Below are 25,418 nucleotides of genomic sequence, written 5' to 3'. Positions count from 1 at the left end.
TTGGACTTCAATAACCGCGCGAGCGGTCGACGAGCCCGATGGGATCGAGACCGGCGCGATGGCGTCGAATGTTTTCGATGACGGCGCGCGCGGCGGTCGCCGGCTGGGTGACGCTGGCGGCATGCGGGGTCAGGACGATCTTCGGATGCGACCAGAATGGATGGCCAGCGGGCAGCGGTTCGGGATCGGTCACATCGATCATCGCCGCCGACAGATGGCCGCTGTCGAGCGCGGCGACAAGTGCTTGATGGTCGAGCTGCGGCCCGCGCCCAGTGTGGACGAGCGCAGCGCCCTCGGGCAATTTCGCGAACAGATTGGCATTCAGGAACCCACGCGTCTCCTCGGTCAGCGGTAGCAGGCAGACGAGTAGATCGCTGGCAGCGAGCATCTCTTTCAACCCGAGCTCGCCATGATGGCAGCGCACGCCCTCGATCTGCCACGGCGAGCGGCTCCAGCCCGACAGCGGGAAGCCGAAGGGCTTCAGCCGGTCGAGGACGGCCTGGCCCAGTTGGCCGAGACCGAGCACGCCGATCCGGCGCGACCCGGCCTGGAGCTGCGCAATATCTCGCCACTCGCTGGCGCGCTGCTGCGCCAGATAGGCGGGCAGGTTGCGGTGGAGCGCAAGCACGGCGAGCGTCACATATTCCTGCATCATGCGCACGATGCCTTCCTCGATCATGCGCACGACCTTCACCGTCGCGGGCACCGCATCGAAGCGGAACTGGTCGACGCCTGCGCCGAGGGAAAACAGGATTTCCAGATTGCGGTAGCGATCGAGGTTTTCCGGCACTGTCCAGGTGATGAGATAGCGCACCGCGTCCAGATCGACCGCAGCGGCATCCATGGCGAACGGGACGTCCGGCAATTCCGCGGCGAACGCCTCGGAGAAGACCGCGCCGCGCCGCGCATCGGAGTTGAACAGCAAGGTCATTCCGGTTGTTCCTTCATGCCGCGCAACGCGCGCCCAGCGCCTCGATCATCCGCTGGCAGGCGGCGAGTTCGTCCGCGAGGATGTATTCGTCCGGCTTATGAGCGCGGCCGATGTCGCCTGGGCCGCAGATGATCGCATCCAGTCCGGCCGCCTGGTAGAGCCCAGCCTCGGTGCCATAGCTGACGGCGGCCAAAGGCGTCTCGCCGGTCAACTTGCCCAACAGTGCAGCCAATGTCGCATCCTGCGGCAATGACAGCGCCGGATAGGTGCTGACTGGCGTCCATTCGACCTGGAAGCCCTTGGCGGCGAGAGCCTCGGCCCGCGCCTTGACCGGCGCGAGCAGGCCAGCTGGGTCGGTGCCTGGTATGGCGCGCGCCTCCAGGTCCAGCGCGCAGCTGTCGGGGATGATGTTGACCGACTGTCCGCCTGTGATCACGCCAGCCTGCAGCGAGGAATAGGCAGGTTCGAAGGTCGCGTCGAACGGACCTAGCGTCAGCCGCCCGGCTTCGCTCACTGCTGCGGTCAGGATATCGGCCATGGCATGGATGGCGTTCAGCCCGAGATCGGGCCGCGAGGAGTGTCCAGAGCGCCCTCTTATGGTCACGCGGGCGGCCGCCTTGCCCTTGTGGCCGCGCACGGCGCGCATGCCGCTCGGTTCGCCGACGATGACCCCAAGGGGCTTGGCGCAAAGTTCGGGAAGCCGGGCAATCAGATGCGGTACGCCGCGGCACCCAATCTCCTCGTCATAGGAGAAGGCGAAGTGGACTGGTTTGGTAAGCCGAAGCCCGGCCAACTTGGACACGGCCGCAAGCGCGGCGGCGAGAAACCCCTTCATGTCCGTTGTGCCGCGTCCATACAGCCGTTCGCCCTCACGACGCAGCGCGAAAGGCGGCGAGCTCCATTGCGGCTCACCGGCGGGGACGACATCCATGTGGCCGGACAGGATATAGCCAGGAACATCGGCGGGCCCGATCGTCGCGAAAAGGTTGGAACGGTCGCCTTCCGGCCCGGGAAGCAGGGTGACCTTTGCGCCATGTTGGCGGAGATAGGCTTCGATCCAGCCCGCAATGGCACCGTTGGACTTGCCGGCGACCGACGGAAAGGCGACGAGACGGTCGAGGATGTCGAAGACGTCCATTCCAGCCCCTCAAGGCATTTTCGGGTTTACGGGCTCGGTCCTGCTGGCCATAACTTCAGAATTGCCGCAGAGCATGGGCGCGTTCTTTCGCGATTGCGTGCCGAAAGCGGAAGTGTTTCAGTTGAATCTTGCGTTGGCGCGCGGCATTCGAGCAAATCGTATCGGTCTGGTTGTGTAGCGTTGGCAGGGCAAGGGGCGTTTGCGTCACCCGCTACGCAATCTTTCAGAGGCAAGGAATTGAAGCCGTCCGAAAGCTTGAAAATCGATGCCTTCTCGATGCGGATCGCCGACATCGAAGCCGTCGAGCTGGACCGCTTGCATGCGCTCTCCCTGTCGGTGGGGTGGCCGCATCGGGCCGAGGACTGGCAATTCCTGCGCGAAACGGGACAAGGCTTCGTGGCGCTCGACGAGATCGGCCGCGTTCTGGGTTCGGCCATGTGGTTCGCTCACGGCGCCGGTTTGGCGACGGTCGGCATGGTCATCACCTCGCCACGACTTCAGACGCTGGGAGCGGCGCAATGGCTGATGAAGCGGGTCTTCGACAGGATTCCCGGGTGCGACCTGCGTCTCAACGCAACCCGCGCCGCGCGGCGGCTCTATCTTTCGCTGGACTTCCAGCCTGAGAAGACCGTCTATCAGTGCCAGGGCGTCGTCCGCGTGCCGGCGACGGGCGACCCGACGGAGGCGCATGGCGACATCCGGGCGCTGGACGCAAGCGATGTTCCCGCGGCGATCGCTCTCGACGCGTCGGCGTTCGGCGTGAGCCGCACGGCGCTGATTGAAAAGCTCTTCGCGCATTCGGTCGGCTACGGGCTTTTCGACGGAAACAAGCTGACCGCTTTCGCGCTTTGCCGGCCGTTCGGGCGAGGCCATGTCGTGGGGCCGGTCGTGGCCGAAAGCGACGCCGACGCTGTGGCGATCCTCCGGCCGCACGTGGCCGACAATTCGGGGTCTTTCCTTCGGGTCGACACCCACATGGACAGTGGCGAGTTCGCCGCCTTTCTGTCACACGCTGGAATGCCGGTCTTCGATACGGTGCTGACCATGTCGCTGGGCAAACGCCTTGCCGATTTTGCCGCCGACGGCTCGGCTAGACCGAAGACCTATGCCCTGGCAAGCCAAACCCTCGGGTAGTTCGGTGTTCCTATGAGGTCAACCAAAGAGCCGGCCAACATTCAACCATTGCACCGTTGCTCGCTGCACAGACGCGGTCTGCTTATCAAGGTAGGTCCGGAGAGCCTACAATGTGTAACTCTGCTGCGTGCGCATTTTCTACTAGAGCAATTCCGGGAAAAGTGTGAGCGGTTAGCGTCGGCGACTTCGCCGTAGCCTTCCGTCTGGAATTGCGTAAAAACAAAAGGATAGAGCGGTTCGCCGTTTCCGTGAAACGCTCTAACGAAGCGGAATCCGCAAAAGCTCGCCCAGGCGGAGCGGCAGGTGCGGTGAGGCGCGCAATTCGGCACAGCTCTCTTTCCACCGCTGGAGATATTCGCCGGCCGGAACGCCGCTGCGGCCGGGCCAGCGGTTGAGCGCACCAACGCCCTCAATGCACCCTGGAGCCTGCTCATACTCCGCAAGAATGGTCAGTGACATCGCCTGCGCGAATGGATTGAGGCCTGGAATCTCGATTTCGCTTCGGTGGTCGGTGAACCATACCGCGGCATCGCGGGTAAGCCCCTGGCTATCGGCGATCGCGCGATAGCCCTTGATGATGTTCTCGCGATACCCGACGATGGCGTCGCCGAAGGCGTTGTCGCCGGCGAAGGGCGGGTTCTGCTTCCAGTCCTTGGCCAGGCGCCCAAGTCCATGCAACGAGAAGGCTTCAACCATGGCTTCCTCGAGCCATTGGCATGGCGGGGCCGGCTTGGCGTCTGCCTGCCAGCTGTTGGCAAGCACATGGCCGAGTTCATGGCCGAACTGGTAGGCAAGCTTCGACCAGTCCCGCTCGCCGATGTCGACGATGATCCAAGCCATGTCGCTGTCGCCGGGGTGCAGCCAGATGGCCGGCGTGCCGGAGGTGTGCTCGTCAATGCGAAGCCGCGCCGGCTGGCGGTCGGAGATGAGACGGACACCATCCAGGCAGGCGTGCCGCATGCGCTCGACGACCAGGTCTGCGGAGCGCGGAAGCATGCGGCCCCAATCGCCGGCGAGTTCGATCGGGGCGGTGAGGAGGGAGGCACCGAAAGATTGATGCTGGGCGCTCATTGCACTATGGCTCAAACCAAGACTGCCGGAAAACGTTACAAGCGCCGCAGTTGATCCAAAACGAAGCACGAATCCGCGCCTATTCATGACAAGTTTCCTAGGTTTGGCTTTGCAGCCTACGGCGCCCTGGGAAAGGGGTCATCCGGATCTCTTCGATAGGGTGGAGGATTTGGCACGGTTGCGTAGGCTGCCATCCCAGGGTCCGGAACCAACTTGCCCCTGCGCAAAATGAGGAGATCTATAAGGTGTTCCTTGAAATCGGGGCCAAACGTGCACCCTGTGTCCGCAAAAACCACTGGATGATAATCGCATATACCTGGCAATGCGCCCGTCGTGTTGTCATGGGTTGATTCAGGGTTCAAGAGTAAAGCGTCGGTGCGGTATGGTTCCGGGATCTGCTGCTGTAAGTACGTATTGGGTTGAGTGCTTGCGATGCCAATCGTGGCTCCAAGTCTCTTCACGCGGCTTAAAGAATCCAGCGAATGCCGAAGCTTTTCAAACTGTGAGTCTGCAGTTCCGAGCAGGAAACAGATCAGCGGCCGAAAGAGCGAGAAGTCGCTTTCGGCTTCCGTGCTGGTGTCTACTATTTTTAGGCGCTCGGGGATGAGTTGCCCTAGGCTCAAGTCGCACGGCTCAAACAGGAGTTGCTGGCGCCTTTCGGTCAGTCTCAGAGTGGTTGGACCGAATTTGAGCTTGCGACGGAACGCAATCGCTCCCGGTGCAAGGGATGCTGCCAGCGCACTGGATTCAGTGGGCCGTTCTCTGCCGAAGTCGAAGGGCTGCGCGACCAGGGAGTGTGTCTGTCGATCGGTGTGGCTTAGCCACGAGTAACGGCGTAGAAGCGCAAGGCCTTCGATCGTGTCCCTTCTCACCAGTTGGTAGCGCTCCCAGTCCCGACACCAGTTCTTTTTGCGAACTAGGCCATCCAAGTCCGATCCTAGGTAGTGGTCGCCCGTACGGATGCTAATGCTGCCGTCGGCGAAAGTCTCAATATCGCAATCGAGGTTAGCGCGAGCCGTTTGCGCGCGGATATCGATGTCGGATCTCTCGGCCGATATCTGGCGAACCTCTCCGGGAGACTTTCCTCGCAACAGCAGTCGGCCCTTCTGACCGCCTAACTCAATGAGGAGGTTTAATGGCGCGACACCAAACGGTGCGTGGCGCACCCGCTGTAGATCGGTATCTGCGAACACGAGCGTGTCATGGTGACTAATGAGAAAATACTGATCTCGGAGAGGTGGCACATCTTCGTCCGGCGGGGCATCGGTACCCACAGCGTCGCTCTCGGTTGTGCCGTGGGCCTTGATCTCGTAGCCTCGTTTGAACTCACCAGCGATTACAAAACTCACATCGTTCCGATCGCTTGTGGTGGTTTCGACGGAATCCGTCGTGTTCCAGCGGCCGTCCGGACCAAGTTCCCCCGCGCCGACGAACATTCGATCCATTCGAACCTTGCCCAAAGGCGAGCGCGGATTGTCGGCATAGTTGTTTGGCATGTGCCAAACCCAGGCAAAGGCTGGAGCCGCGCCAGTTAGCCGCGATACCGGAGCGACGTAGCGACTTTGGAAAGGCGCTGGGACGTTCTCCAGGCACAGGCCCATGGCGGCTCGTTCCGCTACTCCCCAGGGGCACACCGTCGCGCTTGTCTGTCGGTCGAAAGAGCGCGAATGGACATACTCCGTGGCCAGTTCAAGGTCGAGGATAAACAGGGGATTGTAGGGGTTAGGCATGTTCACCAGTACAGTGTCACCTAGCAACACATGGGACTGAACTGGCACGTAAACCGGCCAAAAAACATCGCTGGACGTAAAGCCGCCAAAGGCCGCATTATACTCTACTCGAATGAACGAAGGCAGTAGCCCGAGTCCGCGCAGCGCCTCCCGGAATTCGACGAAATAGCAAAAATTGAGGAAGCTGAGGCGGATGTCATTCTCCAGATAGATGAAATGCGTATAGCGACCGTGGTTCTCCTGGACAAACTCCATTGCGATGATCTGCTTATGACACCACGTCAGATCCCAACGATCAGCCAAATCGGTGCAACTGCGGACAGAGGCGCCGTTCCCGGGGAGCGTCTCCCTGCACAGGCGATTGAGTAGGCCCAATTCATTTTTCTCAAGCGTGTTCGTTACGACTATGACGTTCATTGCGGCTACCGGATATTCCGCCAGGGAACGAAGGACTTCTGCTAGGTAACCAAGGCGCGATTGGTCAAAGTGAAAAGTAATCGCGCATAGTATGCGCGCAGCCTCCGCTCTTTTTGTGTCTGTTTTCTCCATGGTCCGTTTCTCCATAGCGCGGTCCAATAAGAGGTTGTTTTTTGAGAAATGATAATCCCCGAGCTCTCGCTTCGTCACGACTTGCCTCGCCAGGAAATCACGCACCTTGATTAAAAAAGTAAGCTTCGCCAGGTCAAAAAAACGCGAATAACACTGCTATCAGAGTCGGGCCGATTCAAAAAGATCTATCCATGAATCCACTGTGAATTTCCAGTCGTAAATCTTCGCAGCTTCTTTGCCTTTATTGCATTTTTCTAAAAATTCTTTCGGGTTATCTATGTAGTATTTCAACACATCAGTAGTAAATTTCACGTATCCTTCAGGATCTAGTGGCGCGATTATGCCCAGCCCCTCATATGCTCTCAATGGAAATACACCAACTGGCGTGCTTATCACAAGTCTGCCCGATGCAGCAGCCTCTGTTGCAGGCATCGGACCACCGGCTTCGGTAAGAGAACAGACGAGTACAGCGTCTACGGACTGATAATATTTTGGCATCTCATGAATTGGAGTGTTCCCACCTGTCCAAAAGCCGGCAGGTTTGAATTTCAAACCTGCTCCATCCGCGCATTCCTTAGCAAGCCGACCCCGCTTGATCTCGATGCCGAACTTGTTCTTAGCAGATAGCGAGCTCGCGCAACCGACGGCAAGTAGCCGCTCGGGAACTTGACTCTCGAACTCTGCGTAGTCAATTCCCAAGGTCACTATCTTGGGTATAGTAGGAACCCCAAGCGTAAGCGAATCCCAAAGCAGTGTCTGACCTACGACGCCGTACCCAGCCAGTTCTGCAAAAACTCCACACCCGTACCTGCCAATTATCTCCTGTATATCGAAGGTCCAGTGGGATATTCCAACTATTTTATTCGCAGGAATGCCGTATATATCGCGCAATATGTGGATCGTGTCGAGGCCGGCTACAATGATGTCATAAAATTCTACTAGCTCGTTAATATACGTACCATAGGTTTTGCGATAGTCTATAACGTCAGCTATATAACCCTTATTGTAAAGTATTTTGCAAAGATCGTAATAGACACGACCGTTTGACCATTGTATTGGACCAAAGAACGCAATTTTTTTCTTTGCTGAAGTGATGTTAGCTCTGGCGCGAGCTAACGGATGCGCTACGGTGGCCGCCACTCCCAGCTTGTCGACGCTTTGCGCAGCCATATGCGGCGTTCGCAATGTCTCAGTAGGCCATACTTGAGTGCACCAATCTTCGGATACGATAAAACTTTCCCATGCCGAGCAGACTGGTCTCGATAGAGTAATCCGTCCATCGGGTTCGGCGCAGACGAAAGCACTTCTTGCGGTGAAACCGACAAGGCCTCTTTCAAGTTGTATCACTTCGAGAAGTGTCCCTTCAGCCGATTTGGTTTCCAGAGAGGCGAGAAATGATCGATGGGGAAGGCAAGCTATCGGCTCCCACGTTCTTCCGTTGTCAAAGCCCAGCCAACCGCGGCTCGAGCTGCCCGTTGATGCTGCGTCAGCGACGAATATTACATTCGCCGGGCTAGTGGCCGCGTCTCCATGCCGTAGCTCCCCTGCGGCGAGATCAATATACAGCACCGTTCCGCCTGAGGTGAACACGCGGGTACATGGTGCGGCTGACGAATACAGCTTCGCCAACAATGTTGACGTGTCTAAGCCTCGATTATGTTCGTCAGCCCGACGCTTCCGTATTACGACCAGCCTGGTAGGCCCCCCTGCGCCGTCGAAGGGAGGGAACTGGGCGAAGGATGCTATGAGATCATTAGATCTGGCCATAAATGCAGATGAGAGCAACGGATTGTCGATGTACTTGCGGTTTTCAAAATAAGAAACAAAGAATTCTGCTGTCTTTGGTACCTTTGGAAGGATAGACTCATATGTTGATGGCTGCCACCCAAGATCCTCTATGACGTACAGTCCTCCAGGCCTGAGGCAGGGAAATAGTACCATGAATGCTAGTTGCTGATGATATGATGCATGTGACGCATCATCAATGATGACATCAAAGCCATCCGCGATCTCGGCGACCCTGCGCAACTCTGACTCTACGCCAGCATCTCCTCTGACAAATGTGAATCGTGGGTCCACAATGTGGGAAAAATCGGAGATGTCAAAGCCAAATATTTTTGCTTTGCTGAAGTAACTAAGCCACATCTGCACAGATGGCGGAATTACCTTACGGTCTTTTGGTCCGTCAACCTCCGGTCCGCCAACTGCCAAGCCTAATTCCAAGAAGTTGATATTCTCGTCTCGATAAGCGTCAAAAATAAGATCATAGATGTATGTGTATTTATTTGGAGCCAAACCGAGCGGTGTCATCGCAGACCCTTTATCAGAGCCTAAGTTGTTTGCCAGGTCGGTGAGGTTTGAGATAAAACCGCGCACCTATTGTCTACCTCATCTTCTAATTAACGAAAACGATTTTCTTTCTTGATGTTTGCGCGATACTGCATCATCCTCGCTGTTGTTATGAGTCCTGCGCATCTCGTGTGGCCCAAATCGGTAGCGATGCTTGCCGGATTTCTGCCGAATCCGCAAGTTGAAGCGGCTGAGACCCACTTGACCTACTATCAGTTTAGGCGAGGGCTGTGCTGTCATGCTGTCTCTAGTAGATCGGTCCACTCCCCGATTTGATACTGCCAATCAAAAGCTTGCGCAGCCTCTTGTATGGAGCGACATTTTTTCACAAACTCTACGGGCGTGTCTCTGTAGTAGCGCAACGTGGCCGCCGTAAATGCGCGGAATTTTCCGGCTTCGATCGGTGCTATGATGCCGGCGCCCCGATAGGCTTTGAGGGGGAAGTGTCCAACGGGTGTGCCTATCACTAGTCTGCCCGCAGCTGCTGCTTCCATCACCGGCAACTGGGCGGCCTCGCTTATCGAACTGGTCACCACCGCATCAACGCTACGATAGAAGGCGGGCATATCGTGAAACGAGGTCTGATTTCCGGTTGAACCGGCGATTTTGAATGCAAGGCCGGCGTCGAAAACCGCAGCCTCCGCGAGTTCGCCACGCTTCCATTCTACGCCAAATGTCTTGACCGACATCGATGAGGCATAACCGACCGTCGTCAAGGTTTCGGGAACGTCAGCGTAGAACTCATCAAAATTTATGCCGAGTGACGCGACCCTCGGAGGTCTGGGCACACCGCGCATCATCGATGCGCAATATACGTACTCGCTCACCACGCCATAGTTGGCGAACCTCTCGAATACTTCGATGCCCTTCTGCTCGATCAGCATCCGTATGTCGAATTCATGGTGCGAGATGGCGATGATTTTATCAAATGATACGTCATACGCGTCCACCAACGTGGAGATTCCGTCAAGGGCGGAGATGACGAAGTCGTAATATGAAATCAGGCTCCGGGCGTACTGGGCGTGATTCTGCTGCCAATCGAGTATGTCGACCAGGTAACCTCGATCATGCAGATGCCTGCACAGATCGTAATAGACTCGGCCGTGTGACCACTTGGTGTAGCCGTAGATCAAAATCTTCTTGGCACGTGGCTGCCGGTTTGATTTCATCCGGATCAATGGTTGAACGATATAGCTCGCGATGTGGCTTTTGTTGAACGCTACTTTGTCACGGCGCCAGGCACCGTCCTGCGCGGTCCCTTCGATGTCGGTGCACCAGTTCTCGGAGGCGATAAACAATTCCCATGTGCTGCAAGTCGCGGCCCGGTGCATCACCTTGCCGTCGGGTATCGCCGACAGAAAACGGCCGTTTGACCTTAGGGTGAGCAAGCCGCGTTCAAGAGCAATCAATTCGAGCGTCGTAGCGCCATCCGACCGACCCTGACGCCGCAATTGCGAAGCCGTCAGGCAAATGTCGGGGTAGCAATGGATCGGCTCGGGCGAACCGTCCGCGACGCAGACCAACCGGCCCTGCCTGTGACCTTCAGGCGAATTCTTGCCGGACTCGAAATACGCGTTCGCCGGGCTGCTTTCGAAGGCGCCGTGGCGCAGTTCGCCGGTGGAAGGGTCAACAAAGAGCACCGTGCCGAATGCCGTGAACAGCCGTGCGCGCGAAAATTCGGGGAGCTCGGTCATTTTCTCAGGCTTACCTCTTCCCGTCGCCGAACGAAGAAATCCAGGTTGTCCTTGAGGCGTTGGTTGTTTTGGTCGAGCTCTAGCGCCTTTTGCCCCCACTCGACGGCGCGCTCCATTGCGTTGAGGCGCCAGGATGCGATCGCCCCGAGATCGAAGAGCCGGAACCCCCAGCAACTCGCATCGTCCAGATAGCTGCCGGTGCGACGGGTTTTTTCGATCCCGTTGGCGCAGGCCCAGAACAGATTCAGCCAGTCGGCCCTGCCATGAAACTCCTCCGCCAGGTCGAGCCAGATCTCCCTGCGGTGGGGCGCCTCGATCCTTGCCTTGTCGAGCCAGAGCAGTTTGTCCTGCGGTTGCATGCGAGCGATGTAGCGCATTGCTTCGGAACGCTCTTCGCCCCAGATGCTTGCAGGCAGCGAAAGATAATGCTTGAGCAGGTGGATGGCTCGCTCGTGCTGATTGGCCCACATCAAATCCCGCCCGAGCCAGAAGCAGATTTGTCCGTCGTCCGGCTCCTCCTTGTGCGCGATTTCCATCAGCGGCAGGTAGTTGCTGCGCGTAGGCTTGGCGTGATCCTGTACTTCGGACATCACAATATCATCGCAACTGCCCGTCACCTCCTTTTCTCCGCTGAAGACGAGAGCTTCGTGGACGGCCCTCTTGAAGCGATAGCCCCAGCGATGGTGAAAATTCTTCGTTGGAAAGCTGCGCAGCGGAGTCGGGTTGTCGACGCTCGACCTGTAAACAGTTTGGCAGAACAGAGCCGTCATCTCCGGCGTCCAGGCTGCCTCCAGTTTCGGCCGCCAGCCTGGTTCGAGTGACCGGTCCATGTCCATCGTGCAGCAAACATCGACGTCGTCCGGGATCAAGGCCATGGCGGCATTGCGGGCGGTGTCGAAACGCCATGGACGGATGGCTATCCGATGCACGGTGACGCCGGCCGCGGTCAATCGTTCCACGGTGTCGTCGGTGCTGCCGGTGTCGGCCACTATCCGGTAGTCGGCATCGGCAGCCGAATTGGCCCAGCGTTCCGCGTTGGCGGCTTCGTTCAATGCGATGGTATAGACCGCGACTTTCACGACGCCTTCTCCGCCCTCCGAAGTTCCTGCGCGGACATGCCCGATTTGCCACGCTTGCGGATGGCCACGAGCCCGCCGAGCAATTTTGCCCGGTCGAGTTCGTAGTGGCTGTCGAAGAACAAAATTTCCGCAAATTGTCCGGCAAGCGCCCCGATACCAAGCGGATCGACCGAGCGCGCCGCCCCGTAGTCCTTGATTTCGCGCAACAATGTCTTGGTCAGCGTTATCTTGGCGGCATCCTCGCCCGGCGGCTGCCAGTCGAGATCCTCGATGAAATACCATCCGCTATCGGCGAGCAGGGGGAAGAACTCGCGAAGTGTCAACTGCTCGTCATAGGAGGCGTGGCTGCCGTCGTCGATGATTACGTCGAGCGAGCCTGGCTCGACTTTTGCGGCGACGCCGCGCAGGTCGTCCAGCTTGGATTGGTCGCAAATGAACGATTTGAACCTTTCGTTGTTCAGGCGCGAGAAATCAGTGAGGTCGACGCCGATAACCTGACAGAACGGAAAGTAGCTCTGCCACAGCGAGACGGATGGGGTCTCGGTCTGGTTGCCCTCTGCCAAGCCCCGGCACAGGCCGATCTCCATAAGTCTTCGCATGGACACCCGCCGCGCCGACAGCAGGCGATCGTAGATCCTCGCATAAAAATGGCGGTTGCCGGTATGCCGGTTCTTGTCGGTGTTGAACCGGTCGGCGAGTTTTGTGAATGCGGGAAAGCCGTCAAGCGGGCTGATCAGTTGCGCGATAAATGGGGCGCTCTTTTCGTCAGTCCTCGCTTCGTTGCGCGCCGTCCAAAGGTGGATGCCGAAAACGCGCTCATCGTTCAAATAGTCAGCCAGTTCCGCGATCGGCTTTTCGAACCTGTCTATCTCCGTCCAGTCGATCGAATTGAAGAACATCGGGCTGAACACCCGGTCGTGCAGCTCGGAGCCGGCATCCGAGGCGATGTAATCGGAGAGCAGCTTTGGTCCGATATCACCGAATTCCTTGCCCGGTGCCGCGTGGAAACGCTCGATCGACATTTCATAAAGCGCCCTCAGATGCCTGCTGTAGGGCTTGGCATAGATGACGTTGCCACAAATGAAATGACCCTTATGCGATCCACGCCATTGCAGATTGAAGAAATGGTCGCCGCTGAAGGGGAACGGCCGCAGCATGACGATGTCGGAATCCATCCATAGCCCGCCATGCTCGTAGAGCACGGCGTAGCGGAAGATATCGCTGAAATACCTGATCTCGGAACGGGCGACGATGCGCTCGAACGTGGCCCGAGGCATGACGTCGTCGGCAGCGCTCACCTCTATGCCGTGCTGCAGCAGGAATTCCAATCTGTTCGGCGAATAGCTCCACACGCGCACCGGATGGCCGGCCGCCCTCATCGAGGTGGTGGCGGCGATCAGGGTGCGGTGCTCGGCCTTGTCGGAGAGCACCTCGTAGAAGCAGTGGATCTGCGGCAGTGCCGCGCCGTCGCTGACGAACGGCACGATGCGCCGATCGAAATCCCGCGATTGCCGGCGCCGTTCCGCTGGCGAGTCGACTGCTTCCAGGAACGGCGCCAACTTGCGGAAGAATTCCTCTGTTGTCTGGCCCGAACGGAACGCGAAGGACCTCGGCTCCGTGGGTGCGGCGGCGCCGTTGGGGCGGTGGCCGCCGCTGGCGCCGCTCCAGTCAGCCTCTCCCACGCCCTGCGGCGTGAGAGGTAGCATCGGCTTGATGCCAGCAGCGGCTACGGTCTGGCCCGAAGCCAGTTCCGCAACGTCGTCGAGGAACGCGGCGACCTCGTCAGCCTGCACCGTCGCAATCCACGACTCGCTGTCGCCTGCGCCGTAGGAGATCATGAGCCGCTTGGCGTCGGGATGCCAGGCCATCCCGGCAGCAAACTCCACGCCTTTGGCATTGAAGTAGAAGGGCCGCGAGACCTTGGTCAGGTGGTACGCACCGTCGAACCAAACGAAACGGTGCTGGTAATAACGGCGGCCCTCGTTTGGTCTCGCGCGTGCCTCGTGTACCAGCGCCAGCCAGCCGCCGTTGAACAAGATTGCCTGCGAGCCGCCGCTGAACTGTGGCGCCGCGATCATCGGCTCCTGCTCCGAAATCGTCTGGCCGTTCTCGTCCAGGATCTTCGTGGGGTCGCAGAGATAGATGAAACGGAGCCGGTCGCTGCCGTCGGAAGTGCGTTCGACCAGCGGCATCCAGTTCTTCTCGTGCTGCCGTTGGCCGGCCGGGCGGACGACGCGCCAATCGGTGAGGATATGCGACCCGAGCCCACCGTCTTCGATTCTTGCCAGCACCTGCTCGCACCATCCTTCCGGCGTGAGCTGGCGCACGCAGGCTAGCCCCCAAAGCTTGTCGCGCCAGGCGAATAGCCGCATGTCCTCAAAGCCCAGCACCAGACCATAGGCGGGCGACGGCAGGTCGGCTGGCGGTAGCACTTCGCTCACGCCCTTCATCACCAGATCGCTGTCGAGGCGCAGCAGGAAGTTGCGCGTGGTGATCGGCGCATCGCCGGGCGTTACGTATTGGCCGCCATCGGTCAGTGTGTAGTTGACGGTCCGCTGCACCAGCACGATCCCGTCGCCGAGGCGCGCGACCGAAGGGTTGGTCGCCACATAACCCGCCGGCGCGGCAAAATCGATCCTCCGTGTCTTGAAGGACGGCATGACTTCGTTCGCCGGCCGCATGTAAAAATAGAGATTGGATCGCGCCAGGTCCCTCGGCGCGTCGCCGATCTCCCGGTTGAGCGCCAGCCAGTTGCAGGTCGCGAAGCCTCGATCCTTGCGCAAGGGATCGCGAGCGTAGTTCGCCGCGATCGCATATTCTTCCCGCATTCCTGCCGTGTAGACAAAGTCTTCGAGAAACAGGATGTCCTGCTCGGGTCGCCTGATCGCCAGTCCGGCCTCTGAAAACAGCACGCTGGCGTCGTTCATGCCCTTCTCGCGATAATGGTGGGCAAGGTCGTAGAGCGGCTCGGCGCGCTGCGGACGCTGGTTGAACGCGGCGAGCGCCTGGCGGATGAAGCCGGCATCGTCGCCCATCTTCTTGAGGCAGCGAGCCTCCTGGAGACGGGCGTTCCACGCCTCCTCGTCCCAGCCGCCCATCGCGGCACGCTTCGCGTAGGCCACCGCCGCCTCCGCAGTCCGCCCGGCATCACGGTAGGACTGCGCCAAGTAGAACCAGTAGCGATGGTTCTCCGGATCCTTGTCGAGGGCACCCAACAGCAGTTTTATGTCACGCTCGAATTTGTCGACGCGGTTCGAACCCGTGGCGTGATCCTTGTACCAGACACGTGCTAGTTCCTGCACGCCGCCGGGCACGTCGATATACTCATGGGTCACGCCGTGGTAGCGCGCATTGGCATCGCGTCTGACCAGGCGCGTGTTCCAATAGGCAAGGCCTGAATCCGCCCGTTGCAGCAACCGGTAGCCAGGCGCGTCGAGGCGTTCGCGGAAACTCGCGTCTTCGACGACAAGCTGCATGTCGGCGTCGTCGAACAGCAGATAGTCATAGGCAAGCGGCGACGCATAAGCATGGTCGAGCGCGGCGTTGCGCGCTTGCTCGAAATTGTGGAAGGGGAATTCATGCAACTCGCCAGGCAGGTTGCGCGCGGCAAAGAACGACCGGATGAAATCCTGCGTCCCATCGGTCGAGCCCGTATCGCCGATGACCCAGCAATCGATGTGGTCGGCAACCGCGCCCAGGCAACGCTCCAGGTTCGCCATCTCGTTCTTGACGATCATGTTGAGGCAGAGGCGCTTGCCGTTTGTCATATGACTGTCGACCCCCCGGATGATTCCAGGCTTGGGCGGCTGTGCTGTGATCCCATCCGCAATGGCGACTCCTTCGCAAGAGGATTCATCCGCTGCCTATGCCTCCGTACGCGCGCCGTTCGTGCAACATCGGCCGATCTGCACAAACGCCTTCGCTTGATGCATGTTAGTCAGGACTTTCGCGGCGGCAAGAGGCTGCCACACCCAGGCTGGGCCACAGGAACAACTGGCCGCGCCAACTTGGCTGATCAAACTCTCGTGACTTTTCATCGACGAATGGTGCCGGCCCCTAAGCCTTGAATTTTCAAAGGCATTCCGACACGAGCCGTCACGTCGATGTTCAATTGGCAAGGGCAACCCCGGGTCTTGTGATTCATAATTTGATAACTAAGCCATTTACAAGTTTATAATTTTTGAATTTACTAATATCTAATGCAACTGGGGGTGGGCGCAGATCGAGCTAGGGGCCGCATTTCGCGGATGTCTGCGAAGCTAAGAGGGGATCCAGGAGGCAAGCCACTTACATGCGTTAAGGACGTAGTGCTTTTAGTGGCGTGCCAGCGTACGGCGCTTTGACTTCAGCCATTGATCAAAGACCGTCGGTTTTCCCAAATTGAAGTGTCTTAGCAAGTATTCGGCCCCTCGCCGGTCGTCGCCGCAGTGTCGCGACACGCGTGATGGAGTCGACTGTGGTTCGAGTGTTACCGGCTGCCAGTGGTTATCGCGCCGACGCGAGCTCCCGCGCCCCCATTTCCCTGCCTTATCCGAACTCTTCCGCCTGCAACGGTCGCTCTGATGAAACTCATCTTCGAGCGGGGCCCTGGGTTCGCGACGCTTTCCTGGAATTGAACGACTCTCGGCCCCTGCCGCCGCGACCCGCTTGGTCAGGTAGTGGGCGCCCGGGACCGACTGAAACCTGAAACGACGAAACGAGAGAGGGCAGCGGCGCAAGCCGCCGCCGGTCAAGGAGGATTGTGATGAGCTACACGGCAGGCTTTGCGGTGATGGAAGTTACTGTTCGGGGTGTCTTGCCCATCGGTGAGAAGACCGAGAATGAAAACTATTTCATTCTGGACACGGTCAAGAGTGCGATCGTCGGCCAGGTTGTGCTCCCCAAAGCCGTCCAGCGAAGCCTCGCCGTTGCGCTAACCGTGAAAGTCCCAAGCAGCGCCCAAGCGCTTGCAATTGGCACCTTTGACGATGGCGGGAATTTTCAGGTGGCCGATTTCCTCCGGGTAGAGACCCCAACTGTCGGACATCCGGACGGCGCTGCCGGTCCGGCCGGCAGATGAACGCTCCCAAGCCCCTTGCCGCTAGAGCTCGCCGCCCAAGCCAACGGGCGGTTTCCCCTTGAATTGAATTCAAAGCCAACAGGAGCCAGTCATGGCCCGCGCCTCTGAAATTCTTTTTGTGGATCCATCAGTCTCCGACCTCGACACCGTTCTTGGCAACCTCAGGCCTGAGGTCCGGGCTGTCGTGCTCGACAGCCGTCGGCCGGCGGCGCAGCAGATCGCCGCCGCGCTCGTGGGGCACGAAGCGCTCGATGCGGTCCATATCATGGCGCATGGCGCGCCGGGACGGGTTCAATTCGCGACCGGAGAGTGGTCGACCGCCACGCTGAAGGATGCCGTCGAGGATCTCGCCGCGATTGGCCGCGCGCTCGCCGCCGACGGCGAACTGCGGCTGTGGAGCTGCGAGACGGCCGCGGGGAACACTGGCGAGACGTTCGTTGCGGCTTTGGAGGAGGCGACCGGCGCGGATGTTCGTGCATCCAGGGCGTTGGTTGGCAATGCTGCGTTGGGTGGTTCTTGGCTGATCTCTGCGAGCGCATTTATGCCCTTGCCGCCACTCACCGCAAGCGGAGTCGCGAGTTATGCCGGCCTCCTCGCATCGGCTGATCTGACGCTTACTGGCCAGATAACGGCTACGGGAAATAGTAAATCGGTCAATACGTACTATCTGGTCGATACGACAGTAAACCCAGCTACAGTTGTTGGTACATTTTCGCTACCTTCGGCGCAAAATGGTTTAGTTTTTAATTTTGCGGCCACCATTACCATTCCTAACACAACAGATACTTACGTAGTTTACAATGCAAACTTCGGGACGGTAGGAACGCTGACGCCTGGTCCAGGCACTCCACCAAGTACTTATGATTTTACAACCGGCGCGGACAATGGGACCGGTGGAAATACAAATGGCGGGAATGAGTTTAGCGGCGGAATCCTCAACCTGACAAGTAACGGGACGGTAGGCCCGACAGGCCCTGCTGGCCCGACGGGTGCTACCGGAGCCACCGGTGCGACGGGTGCTACAGGCGCTACCGGTGCTACCGGAGCCACAGGTGCGACAGGTGCTTCTGGCGCCAGCGGCTCGACTGGTGCGACGGGCGCTACGGGAGCAACCGGAGCTACTGGCGCGACAGGCGCCTCGGGCGCCAGCGGCTCGACCGGCGCCACAGGCGCTACGGGCGCGACCGGAGCCACGGGTTCAACAGGTGCTTCTGGCGCCAGCGGCGCGACGGGCGCCACAGGCTCTACGGGCGCAACTGGATCTACTGGCGCGACAGGCGCCTCGGGCGCTAGCGGCTCCACCGGCGCGACGGGCGCCACAGGTTCTACTGGAGCCACAGGCGCGACCGGCGCGGGTGGGGCGACTGGTGCCACCGGTGCGACCGGTGCGGCTGGTGAGACAGGAGCGACCGGCTCAACGGGCGCAACCGGGTCTACCGGCGCGACCGGTGACACAGGTGCAACGGGCTCGTCGGGCGCTACCGGCTCAACCGGAGCGTCTGGTTCGACTGGTGCAACCGGGGCTACAGGTGCGACCGGTGGCACGGGTGCAACTGGTTCGACTGGCGCCACTGGCGCGACTGGTGACACGGGTGCCACTGGCTCGACCGGAGCGACAGGCTCGACCGGAGCAACTGGCTCGACTGGCGCCACCGGCTCGACGGGTGCAACCGGGGCCACAGGTGCGACCGGTGACACGGGCGCCACTGGCTCAACCGGAGCGACAGGCTCGACCGGCGCTACCGGCTCGACTGGTGCGACCGGGGCTACAGGCGCGACCGGTGACACAGGTGCAACGGGTTCGACTGGAGCGACAGGTTCGACTGGCGCTACTGGCTCGACTGGTGCGACTGGGGCTACAGGCGCGACCGGTGACACAGGTGCAACGGGTTCGACTGGCGCCACCGGGTCGACCGGTGCCACTGGCTCGACCGGAGCGACAGGCTCGACCGGCGCTACTGGCTCGACTGGGGCTACAGGCGCGACCGGTGACACAGGTGCAACGGGTTCGACTGGCGCCACCGGGTCGACCGGTGCCACTGGCTCGACCGGAGCGACAGGCTCGACGGGCGCTACTGGCTCGACTGGGGCTACAGGCGCGACCGGTGACACAGGTGCAACGGGTTCGACTGGCGCCACCGGGTCGACCGGTGCAACCGGCTCGACCGGAGCGACAGGCTCGACCGGAGCAACCGGCTCGACCGGCGCTACTGGCTCGACTGGGGCTACAGGCGCGACCGGTGACACAGGTGCAACGGGTTCGACTGGCGCCACCGGGTCGACCGGTGCAACTGGCTCGACCGGAGCGACAGGCTCGACCGGCGCTACTGGCTCGACTGGGGCTACAGGCGCGACCGGTGACACAGGTGCAACGGGTTCGACTGGCGCCACCGGGTCGACCGGTGCAACTGGCTCGACCGGAGCGACAGGCTCGACCGGCGCTACTGGCTCGACCGGAGCCACCGGCTCGACTGGAGCAACCGGCTCGACTGGTGCCACCGGCTCGACCGGAGCAACCGGATCGACCGGTGCGACGGGCTCGACTGGCGCCACCGGCTCGACCGGAGCAACTGGTTCGACTGGAGCAACCGGCTCGACCGGAGCCACCGGCTCGACAGGTGCGACGGGTTCGACCGGTGCAACTGGTTCGACCGGTGCGACGGGCTCGACCGGAGCGACGGGTTCGACCGGAGCGACTGGTTCGACTGGCGCAACCGGCTCGACCGGAGCCACCGGCTCGACGGGTGCGACCGGCTCGACCGGAGCAACCGGCTCGACCGGTGCGACCGGCGCCACCGGCTCGACTGGAGCAACCGGCTCGACCGGTGCGACCGGCTCGACCGGAGCAACCGGCTCAACCGGAGCAACTGGTTCGACTGGCGCAACCGGCTCGACTGGAGCAACAGGCTCGACTGGCGCCACCGGCACAACCGGAGCGACTGGCTCGACCGGCGCCACCGGCTCGACCGGAGCAACCGGCTCGACTGGCGCTACCGGCTCGACTGGAGCCACCGGCACAACCGGAGCGACTGGCTCGACCGGCGCCACCGGCTCGACCGGAGCAACCGGCTCGACCGGAGCAACCGGCTCGACCGGAGCGACAGGTTCAACCGGTGCGACGGGTTCGACTGGAGCAACCGGTTCGACCGGAGCGACCGGCTCGACCGGAGCAACCGGCTCGACCGGAGCGACAGGTTCAACCGGTGCGACGGGTTCGACTGGAGCAACCGGTTCGACCGGTTCGACCGGCTCAACTGGAGCCACCGGCTCGACCGGAGCAACGGGCTCGACCGGCGCCACCGGCTCGACAGGTGCGACGGGTTCGACTGGAGCAACCGGCTCCACCGGAGCAACCGGCTCAACTGGAGCCGCCGGCTCGACTGGAGCAACCGGCTCGACCGGTGCCACCGGAGCGACGGGCTCGACTGGTGCGACGGGCTCGACCGGCGCCACCGGCTCGACCGGCGCCACCGGCTCGACTGGTGCGACGGGTTCGACTGGCGCCACTGGCTCGACGGGTGCGACGGGTTCGACTGGAGCAACCGGCTCGACCGGAGCCACCGGTTCGACCGGAGCGACGGGTTCGACCGGAGCAACCGGCTCGACCGGAGCCACCGGTTCGACCGGAGCGACAGGTTCGACCGGAGCAACCGGCTCGACTGGCGCTACCGGCTCGACAGGTGCCACTGGCTCGACTGGGGCAACCGGTTCGACCGGAGCAACTGGTTCGACGGGTTCGACTGGTGCTACCGGCTCGACTGGGGCAACCGGTTCGACTGGGGCAACCGGTTCGACTGGAGCAACCGGCTCGACCGGCGCCACCGGCTCGACGGGTGCGACCGGCTCGACTGGTGCTACCGGATCGACCGGAGCAACGGGCGCGACTGGCTCGACTGGATCGACCGGAGCAACAGGCTCTACCGGCGCTACAGGCTCTACAGGTGCCACTGGAGCGACCGGTGCCACCGGCGCTACAGGAGCAACTGGCGCAACCGGTGATACCGGAGCTACGGGTGCGACCGGCGCCACCGGTGCGACTGGCGATACCGGTGCGACAGGTGCCACTGGAGCAACAGGCTCAACCGGAGCAACTGGCGCCACCGGTGATACCGGAGCTACGGGTGCAACCGGCGCGACTGGTGATACTGGCGCAACGGGTTCGACCGGCGCTACCGGTTCCACCGGCGCCACCGGTTCGACCGGTGCGACTGGCGCGACTGGTGCAACAGGCTCGCAAGGTCCAACGGGCCCGACCGGAGCGACTGGCCCGGGCGGTGAGACTGGTGACCACCACCATGGCAACAACGGCTTTGGCAATGGAGATCAGGATGCACCTGGTAATTCCGGGAACCATAACAATGCCGAAAACGGCCCTGGTCACAAAGCCAACGTCACGGCAACCACGCTGGGGCTGGCGGACACCAAGCAGTTCCTGCAACCCGGCTCGGGCGGCGGCGACAGCCATGGCTCGTTCCGGCATCTGGTCGGCCAGGCGGTCAGTTCGGTGACGACCGACCTCTTGAACGTTCTCAATACGGTCAGCGGCTTCGGTCAGAACCAGAACCAGTCGTCCGGAGCCGCGTCCGATCTGACTTCGGACAAGGGTACGCAGGGCGCCGGATACGGCAACACCGACGACACGCTGAAGAAGGCCATGAAGGACATCCTGAAGCCGCATGAATGAGCGGCCGGAACCGGCTCGCCGAAGCCGGCCGGAAGTTGACAAGCGAACGCGCGGGCCTTGCGCAAATGCGAGGCTCGCGCGTTCGACGTTCAGGGGCGGGCCGGGCGTCTGAAGGTTTGGAGCAGGTTCCAGGAAAAGCGCGTGGCGGTTTTCCGTCCGGAATCGCCTAGAAAACAAAAGCTAATGCATGTCGCCCCAAAGTGTGTAGCGGTTTTGGGACAATGACATGCATAAAAACGGCAACCTAAAGCGCGTCGCATTAGGCCGGTCAGACGCGACGCGCTTTAGAGCGGGTCAGCGATTCCATCAAACGATAAACCGCTCTGGGACTTTCGTCGGTGCCGTGGCGCGCGTTTTCCTGATGGCCCCCGTTCCTTCGGCAATCACGATGGGCCCTCGGGGTAGGCAATTGGTGCCACCCTGGTTCAGCCGGATGTCCCCGCTGCCGGTTAACCAAAGGTAGTTCTTGTAATTATTATTCATTTACAAGTTGCTTATTTTCCAGTTTACTAATTTTTAACGTGTTGGGGTTGCTGCGGGCTGGCGGGCCTGCGGTCTTGTGAAGTTTTGGGGAGCTGGGGGAATAAGCCAAACAGCGGACGAGTAAGAAGAGGCACGCAGTGGTGACGTGCCCCTGGAGCCGCCTTGACGTTTGCCTGCCCGCGCTGGCGGACAGATTTCCCGTTCCGGAATTCCCCTTGAGTTGACGCCGAGTCATCGGCGCAAGCGCTGTTGGGGTGCGCAATGGATCGAGTGAGTTCGCGTGTGTGCCGGTGCGGCGCAGGCTGCGGCGGCAAAAGGCCGGCGATCCGCCGGCGCCACCGGATGCGTCCGGCAGCGACTGGCCGCCGGGCCAATCCGACGATCCCCTTCATCAAAGCCATTCCGCGGCCGTCCAATCCCGCGACGCCGTCAGTCCAGCACAGTCAGCCCTCCCGTTCGACCTGGCCGTCTCACACATCGCCGGCCAGTGCCTTCAGCTCGAACCCAACCGGCACAGGTAGGACCTCGCCATGACCCGCGCCTCCGAACTGCTTTTCGTCGATCCCTCGGTATCCGATCTCGGCACCATTCTGAGAAACCTGAGGCCGGAGGTCGAGGCGATCGTGCTCGACGGCACGACGCCGCCGGCGCGGCAGATGGCGAGGGCGCTCGAAGGCCGCGACGGGCTCGAGGCGGTGCACGTCATCGCGCACGGCGCGCCCGGGCGTGTGAGTTTCGCGGGTGGTGAGTGGTCGGCGCGGACGCTTGAGGACGAGGCCGACGATCTTGCCGCGATCGGTGGGGTGCTCCGCAAGGGCGGTGATCTCAGGCTGTGGAGCTGCTTCGCCGGTGCCGGCGATGAAGGCGGGGCATTCGTCGATGGCCTGGCACGCGCGACCGGCGCGAACGTTGCCGCTGCGACCGGGCTGGTCGGCGCTGCGGCGAAAGGTGGAAGCTGGAATTTCGAAGAGCGCGACAGCGCCGCGATAGTGCCGCCGCTGACTGATGCCGGCGTAGTGAGCTACGCAGGGGTGATGGTGACCAGAACTTGGAATGGAGGCACCTCCACCAACTGGGGTACGAGCACAAACTGGACCCCCGCCCCTGGTGGAACCTCTGGTCCTTTGGCGGGTGACGACGTCATCATCGGAAGCGCCGGCGCAAACGCCCCATCGCTTACCGCCAACACGAACAGCCTCAATTCTTTGACGATAAACGCGAGCAGGACGCTTACCCTCGCAGGATTCCAGCTTATCGTTAACGGAACTGGAGCTTCGGCGATCAATTTGTCGGCCAGCGGAGCCACCATCGCGGTCGGGACTGGCACGATAAATCTCACCGGCAACACAAACTCCAATGCGATCAATCTGTCAGCCTCGGGAGCCACGATCACAGTGGCCGGCGGCACCATCAACGATTCCGGCGGCTTGAACCTCGCGTCAGGCGCGACCCTGTCCGGGCGTGGCACGGTCAACGTCACTGGGCACTACACGGGAACCGGCACAATCTCGGCCACCGGCGGCGGCGTGCTCGATGTGTTCGGCACCGTCGACAGCGGTGTCGTGCTCAACATAAGCACCGCAGCCAATTCGACCCTGAAAATAGAGAATACGGCAACTTCTGCAGCGGCAATTTCCATCAACAACGCTAACCAAACGCTGGAGATTGGCACTGCCGGCGTTGTGACAATCAGCGCCGCGCAGAGCATCACCAACGGCAAGATTCAACTCGATGGCCCCGGCTCCACGCTGGTTGACGCCTCCGGCCTCACGGTCGGCGCCGGCGCGACGCTGACCGGCGCGGGAACGGTGTCGGCGAACATCAATACCGGCACGGGTGCCATTATTGCGAGCGGCGGCCTTCTGGATATCAGCGGCAACATTGCCAGTGGTGTTACCGGCCTCCAGGTCTCCTCGGGCAACACGCTTCGGCTCGATGGCACAGTCGCCAGCGGATCCATCGTGACGCTCGGCGCCGGTACGGGGACTACCCTTGACCTCACCAACCTCTCTGGATTCAGCGGCACTATCAGCGGGCTCAACATCGGCCCCAGCATCTCGACGGCGTCCAACCAGATCGATTTTGGCAACACCAGCATTGTTGCCGCGAGCGTGAATGGCAGCACCCTCACTGTGGTTGACGGCGCCGGCCAATCATACGCGTTGACACTTGGTGCCCCCTATGCCGCGGGCACCCTCGTGAATTTGAAGAGCGACGGAGCCGGCGGCACCGACGCCTTCTTCAGCACGTCGGCAGCGACGAACACGTTCACGGCGGCAAATGCCGTCGACTCATGGCTCGACACTAGCAGCTCCAATAACGTCTGGAACGGCACCAATACCGTGCCGTCCACAACACCAGCTGCCGGGACGAATTTCACGTTTGTCGGCGCACACCCCGGCAGCAATGCCAAGGCTGTGGACAGCCGGATATACATGCCGCCGACCCTGCGCCAAGCCACAGGCACTGGCGCTAGCGTTTGGTCAATTAATGACACCAGCGGTGCGGCCCAGTTCACCACCTCGCTGACCCTGATCAACCAGGGTCAGATTTTCGTGAACGGCACCGCAAATCTGACGTCGGGAACGTCGGCAACCACCAATTGGACCCTCACCGGTGCCAGTGCTGCCAGCACCGTCGGCAATCAGTTCTTCGAGAATGACGGCTCCATCAACATCGTCGGCACGACGGCGGCCGCCCTTGCGAGCGGCTTCTCAACTTCCGCGACGTTCTCCGGCAATATCTACGTAACCGGTAACGGCTACATGAATCTATTCGGTAACGCGTCGCTGGTGTTCGGCACCGGCGTTGGGGTGGCCGCCGGCCAGACCGTCAACTTCATCACTGACGGTAACAACATCACCAAGGGCACAGTTACCGAAATCAGCTCGCAACTTGTCAGTGCGGCATATGCAGGGTTTCTGCCCGGCGATAGCCTAGTGCTGGAGAATCTGGGTGCCACTCCCGTCTCCGAGGTCGTTGTCGACGGCAATGGACAAGCGACAGTTTACATTTACAGCGGTGCGAACGGCACCGGCACATTGCTCGACGCTGAGACATTCCTCGGCAATTTTACCAACGGCAATAGCGACTTCGTCTTCACAAACAGCTCTGCCAATGGCGGCCAGGTAACGATAGGGGCTACCGGCTCGGCAGGCCGGGCGGTCGGGCCCACAGGTCCGACTGGCGCCACGGGTTCGACAGGTGCCACCGGCGCTACGGGCGCGACCGGCGCCACTGGCGCGACCGGAGCTACCGGCTCCACGGGTGCGACCGGCGCCACAGGCGCCACAGGTGCTACTGGCTCGACCGGCGCGACCGGAGCGACCGGTGATACGGGTGCCACCGGCGCGACCGGAGCCACAGGTGCGACTGGAGCCATCGGCGCGACCGGCGCCACGGGTGCCACAGGCGCGACTGGCGATACGGGTGCCACCGGCGCTACCGGAGCCACCGGAGCAACGGGTGCCACAGGCTCGACCGGTGCGACTGGCGCCACCGGCGCCACGGGCGCAAC

General features: G+C 61.1%; 14 protein-coding genes and 1 pseudogene. 6 read left to right on the top strand and 9 right to left on the bottom strand.

Annotated elements, in window-relative coordinates; genetic code table 11:
* Nucleotides 1-7: 7 nt before the first annotated feature.
* Complete coding sequence (locus tag EN869_RS26875) at nt 8-931, bottom strand: glyoxylate/hydroxypyruvate reductase A (protein ID WP_127229825.1); 924 nt, start codon at nt 929-931, stop codon at nt 8-10.
* 13 nt (nt 932-944) lie between these two features.
* The gene (gene argE, locus EN869_RS26870; RefSeq protein ID WP_127229824.1) at nt 945-2,069 is read right to left on the bottom strand and encodes an acetylornithine deacetylase; all 1,125 of its coding nucleotides are present in this window, start codon (nt 2,067-2,069) and stop codon (nt 945-947) included.
* Between argE and EN869_RS26865 the strand changes: the two genes are divergently transcribed.
* Nucleotides 2,053-2,247, top strand: a complete 195-nt coding sequence (locus EN869_RS26865) for a hypothetical protein (protein WP_127229823.1) — start codon at nt 2,053-2,055, stop codon at nt 2,245-2,247. The two genes, argE and EN869_RS26865, sit on opposite strands and share 17 nt — an antisense overlap.
* 98 nt (nt 2,248-2,345) lie before the next feature.
* Complete coding sequence (locus EN869_RS26860) at nt 2,346-3,203, top strand: GNAT family N-acetyltransferase (protein ID WP_127229904.1); 858 nt, start codon at nt 2,346-2,348, stop codon at nt 3,201-3,203.
* A 258-nt stretch (nt 3,204-3,461) separates the two neighbouring features.
* Here the strand turns inward: EN869_RS26860 and EN869_RS26855 are convergent, their stop codons facing one another.
* From EN869_RS26855 to EN869_RS26830, 6 genes are all read right to left on the bottom strand, one after another.
* Nucleotides 3,462-4,274, bottom strand: coding sequence for a hypothetical protein (locus tag EN869_RS26855; protein ID WP_245489641.1), 813 nt, complete (start codon nt 4,272-4,274; stop codon nt 3,462-3,464).
* 116 nt (nt 4,275-4,390) lie between these two features.
* On the bottom strand, nt 4,391-6,553 hold the full coding sequence (locus tag EN869_RS26850; protein ID WP_127229822.1) for a hypothetical protein: 2,163 nt from the start codon (nt 6,551-6,553) through the stop codon (nt 4,391-4,393).
* Between the two features lie 159 nt (nt 6,554-6,712).
* Nucleotides 6,713-8,929: a hypothetical protein gene (locus EN869_RS26845; protein WP_127229821.1), complete on the bottom strand. Its 2,217-nt coding sequence runs from the start codon at nt 8,927-8,929 to the stop codon at nt 6,713-6,715.
* Nucleotides 8,930-9,138: 209 nt separating this feature from the next.
* Complete coding sequence (locus EN869_RS26840; RefSeq protein ID WP_127229820.1) at nt 9,139-10,596, bottom strand: glycosyltransferase; 1,458 nt, start codon at nt 10,594-10,596, stop codon at nt 9,139-9,141.
* Complete coding sequence (locus EN869_RS26835; RefSeq protein WP_167507087.1) at nt 10,593-11,675, bottom strand: glycosyltransferase; 1,083 nt, start codon at nt 11,673-11,675, stop codon at nt 10,593-10,595. Before EN869_RS26835 ends, EN869_RS26840 begins: the two co-directional genes overlap by 4 nt.
* Nucleotides 11,672-15,442 (bottom strand): glycosyltransferase, encoded by a 3,771-nt coding sequence (locus EN869_RS26830; RefSeq protein ID WP_127229818.1) that lies wholly within the window; start codon nt 15,440-15,442, stop codon nt 11,672-11,674. The genes EN869_RS26835 and EN869_RS26830 overlap by 4 nt, the downstream gene beginning before the upstream one ends.
* 977 nt (nt 15,443-16,419) lie before the next feature.
* On the opposite strand from EN869_RS26830, the gene EN869_RS26825 reads away from it, so the two are divergent.
* Both EN869_RS26825 and EN869_RS34815 read left to right on the top strand, forming a co-directional pair.
* Nucleotides 16,420-16,734 (top strand): hypothetical protein, encoded by a 315-nt coding sequence (locus tag EN869_RS26825; protein WP_127229817.1) that lies wholly within the window; start codon nt 16,420-16,422, stop codon nt 16,732-16,734.
* A 91-nt stretch (nt 16,735-16,825) separates the two neighbouring features.
* Nucleotides 16,826-17,266 (top strand): annotated as a pseudogene (locus tag EN869_RS34815) (DUF4347 domain-containing protein); the annotation flags it as partial.
* 326 nt (nt 17,267-17,592) lie between these two features.
* Here the strand turns inward: EN869_RS34815 and EN869_RS34810 are convergent.
* Nucleotides 17,593-20,682, bottom strand: a complete 3,090-nt coding sequence (locus tag EN869_RS34810; RefSeq protein ID WP_210235229.1) for a DUF4573 domain-containing protein — start codon at nt 20,680-20,682, stop codon at nt 17,593-17,595.
* Between the two features lie 556 nt (nt 20,683-21,238).
* On the opposite strand from EN869_RS34810, the gene EN869_RS34805 reads away from it, so the two are divergent.
* Together EN869_RS34805 and EN869_RS26810 are read left to right on the top strand one after the other, a co-directional pair.
* The gene (locus tag EN869_RS34805) at nt 21,239-21,418 is read left to right on the top strand and encodes a hypothetical protein (protein ID WP_127416705.1); all 180 of its coding nucleotides are present in this window, start codon (nt 21,239-21,241) and stop codon (nt 21,416-21,418) included.
* A gap of 1,013 nt (nt 21,419-22,431) precedes the next feature.
* The coding region (locus tag EN869_RS26810; protein WP_189397255.1) for a DUF4347 domain-containing protein at nt 22,432-25,418 on the top strand (2,987 nt) is incomplete at its 3' end.

It is taken from the genome of Mesorhizobium sp. M2D.F.Ca.ET.226.01.1.1, from assembly GCF_004022705.2.
In the GTDB taxonomy this organism is placed as follows: domain Bacteria; phylum Pseudomonadota; class Alphaproteobacteria; order Rhizobiales; family Rhizobiaceae; genus Mesorhizobium.
This window is presented reverse-complemented; position numbering and strand designations above follow the sequence as displayed.

Excerpts from the sequence above, each read along its gene's own strand:
- EN869_RS26875 (WP_127229825.1), bottom strand. The coding sequence starts at position 931 with ATGACCTTGCTGTTCAACTCCGATGCGCGGCGCGGCGCGGTCTTCTCC.
- EN869_RS26865 (WP_127229823.1), top strand. The coding sequence starts at position 2,053 with ATGTCGAAGACGTCCATTCCAGCCCCTCAAGGCATTTTCGGGTTTACG.
- argE (WP_127229824.1), bottom strand. The coding sequence starts at position 2,069 with ATGGACGTCTTCGACATCCTCGACCGTCTCGTCGCCTTTCCGTCGGTC.
- EN869_RS26860 (WP_127229904.1), top strand. The coding sequence starts at position 2,346 with ATGCGGATCGCCGACATCGAAGCCGTCGAGCTGGACCGCTTGCATGCG.
- EN869_RS26855 (WP_245489641.1), bottom strand. The coding sequence starts at position 4,274 with ATGAGCGCCCAGCATCAATCTTTCGGTGCCTCCCTCCTCACCGCCCCG.
- EN869_RS26850 (WP_127229822.1), bottom strand. The coding sequence starts at position 6,553 with ATGGAGAAAACAGACACAAAAAGAGCGGAGGCTGCGCGCATACTATGC.
- EN869_RS26840 (WP_127229820.1), bottom strand. The coding sequence starts at position 10,596 with ATGACCGAGCTCCCCGAATTTTCGCGCGCACGGCTGTTCACGGCATTC.
- EN869_RS26830 (WP_127229818.1), bottom strand. The coding sequence starts at position 15,442 with ATGACAAACGGCAAGCGCCTCTGCCTCAACATGATCGTCAAGAACGAG.
- EN869_RS26825 (WP_127229817.1), top strand. The coding sequence starts at position 16,420 with ATGAGCTACACGGCAGGCTTTGCGGTGATGGAAGTTACTGTTCGGGGT.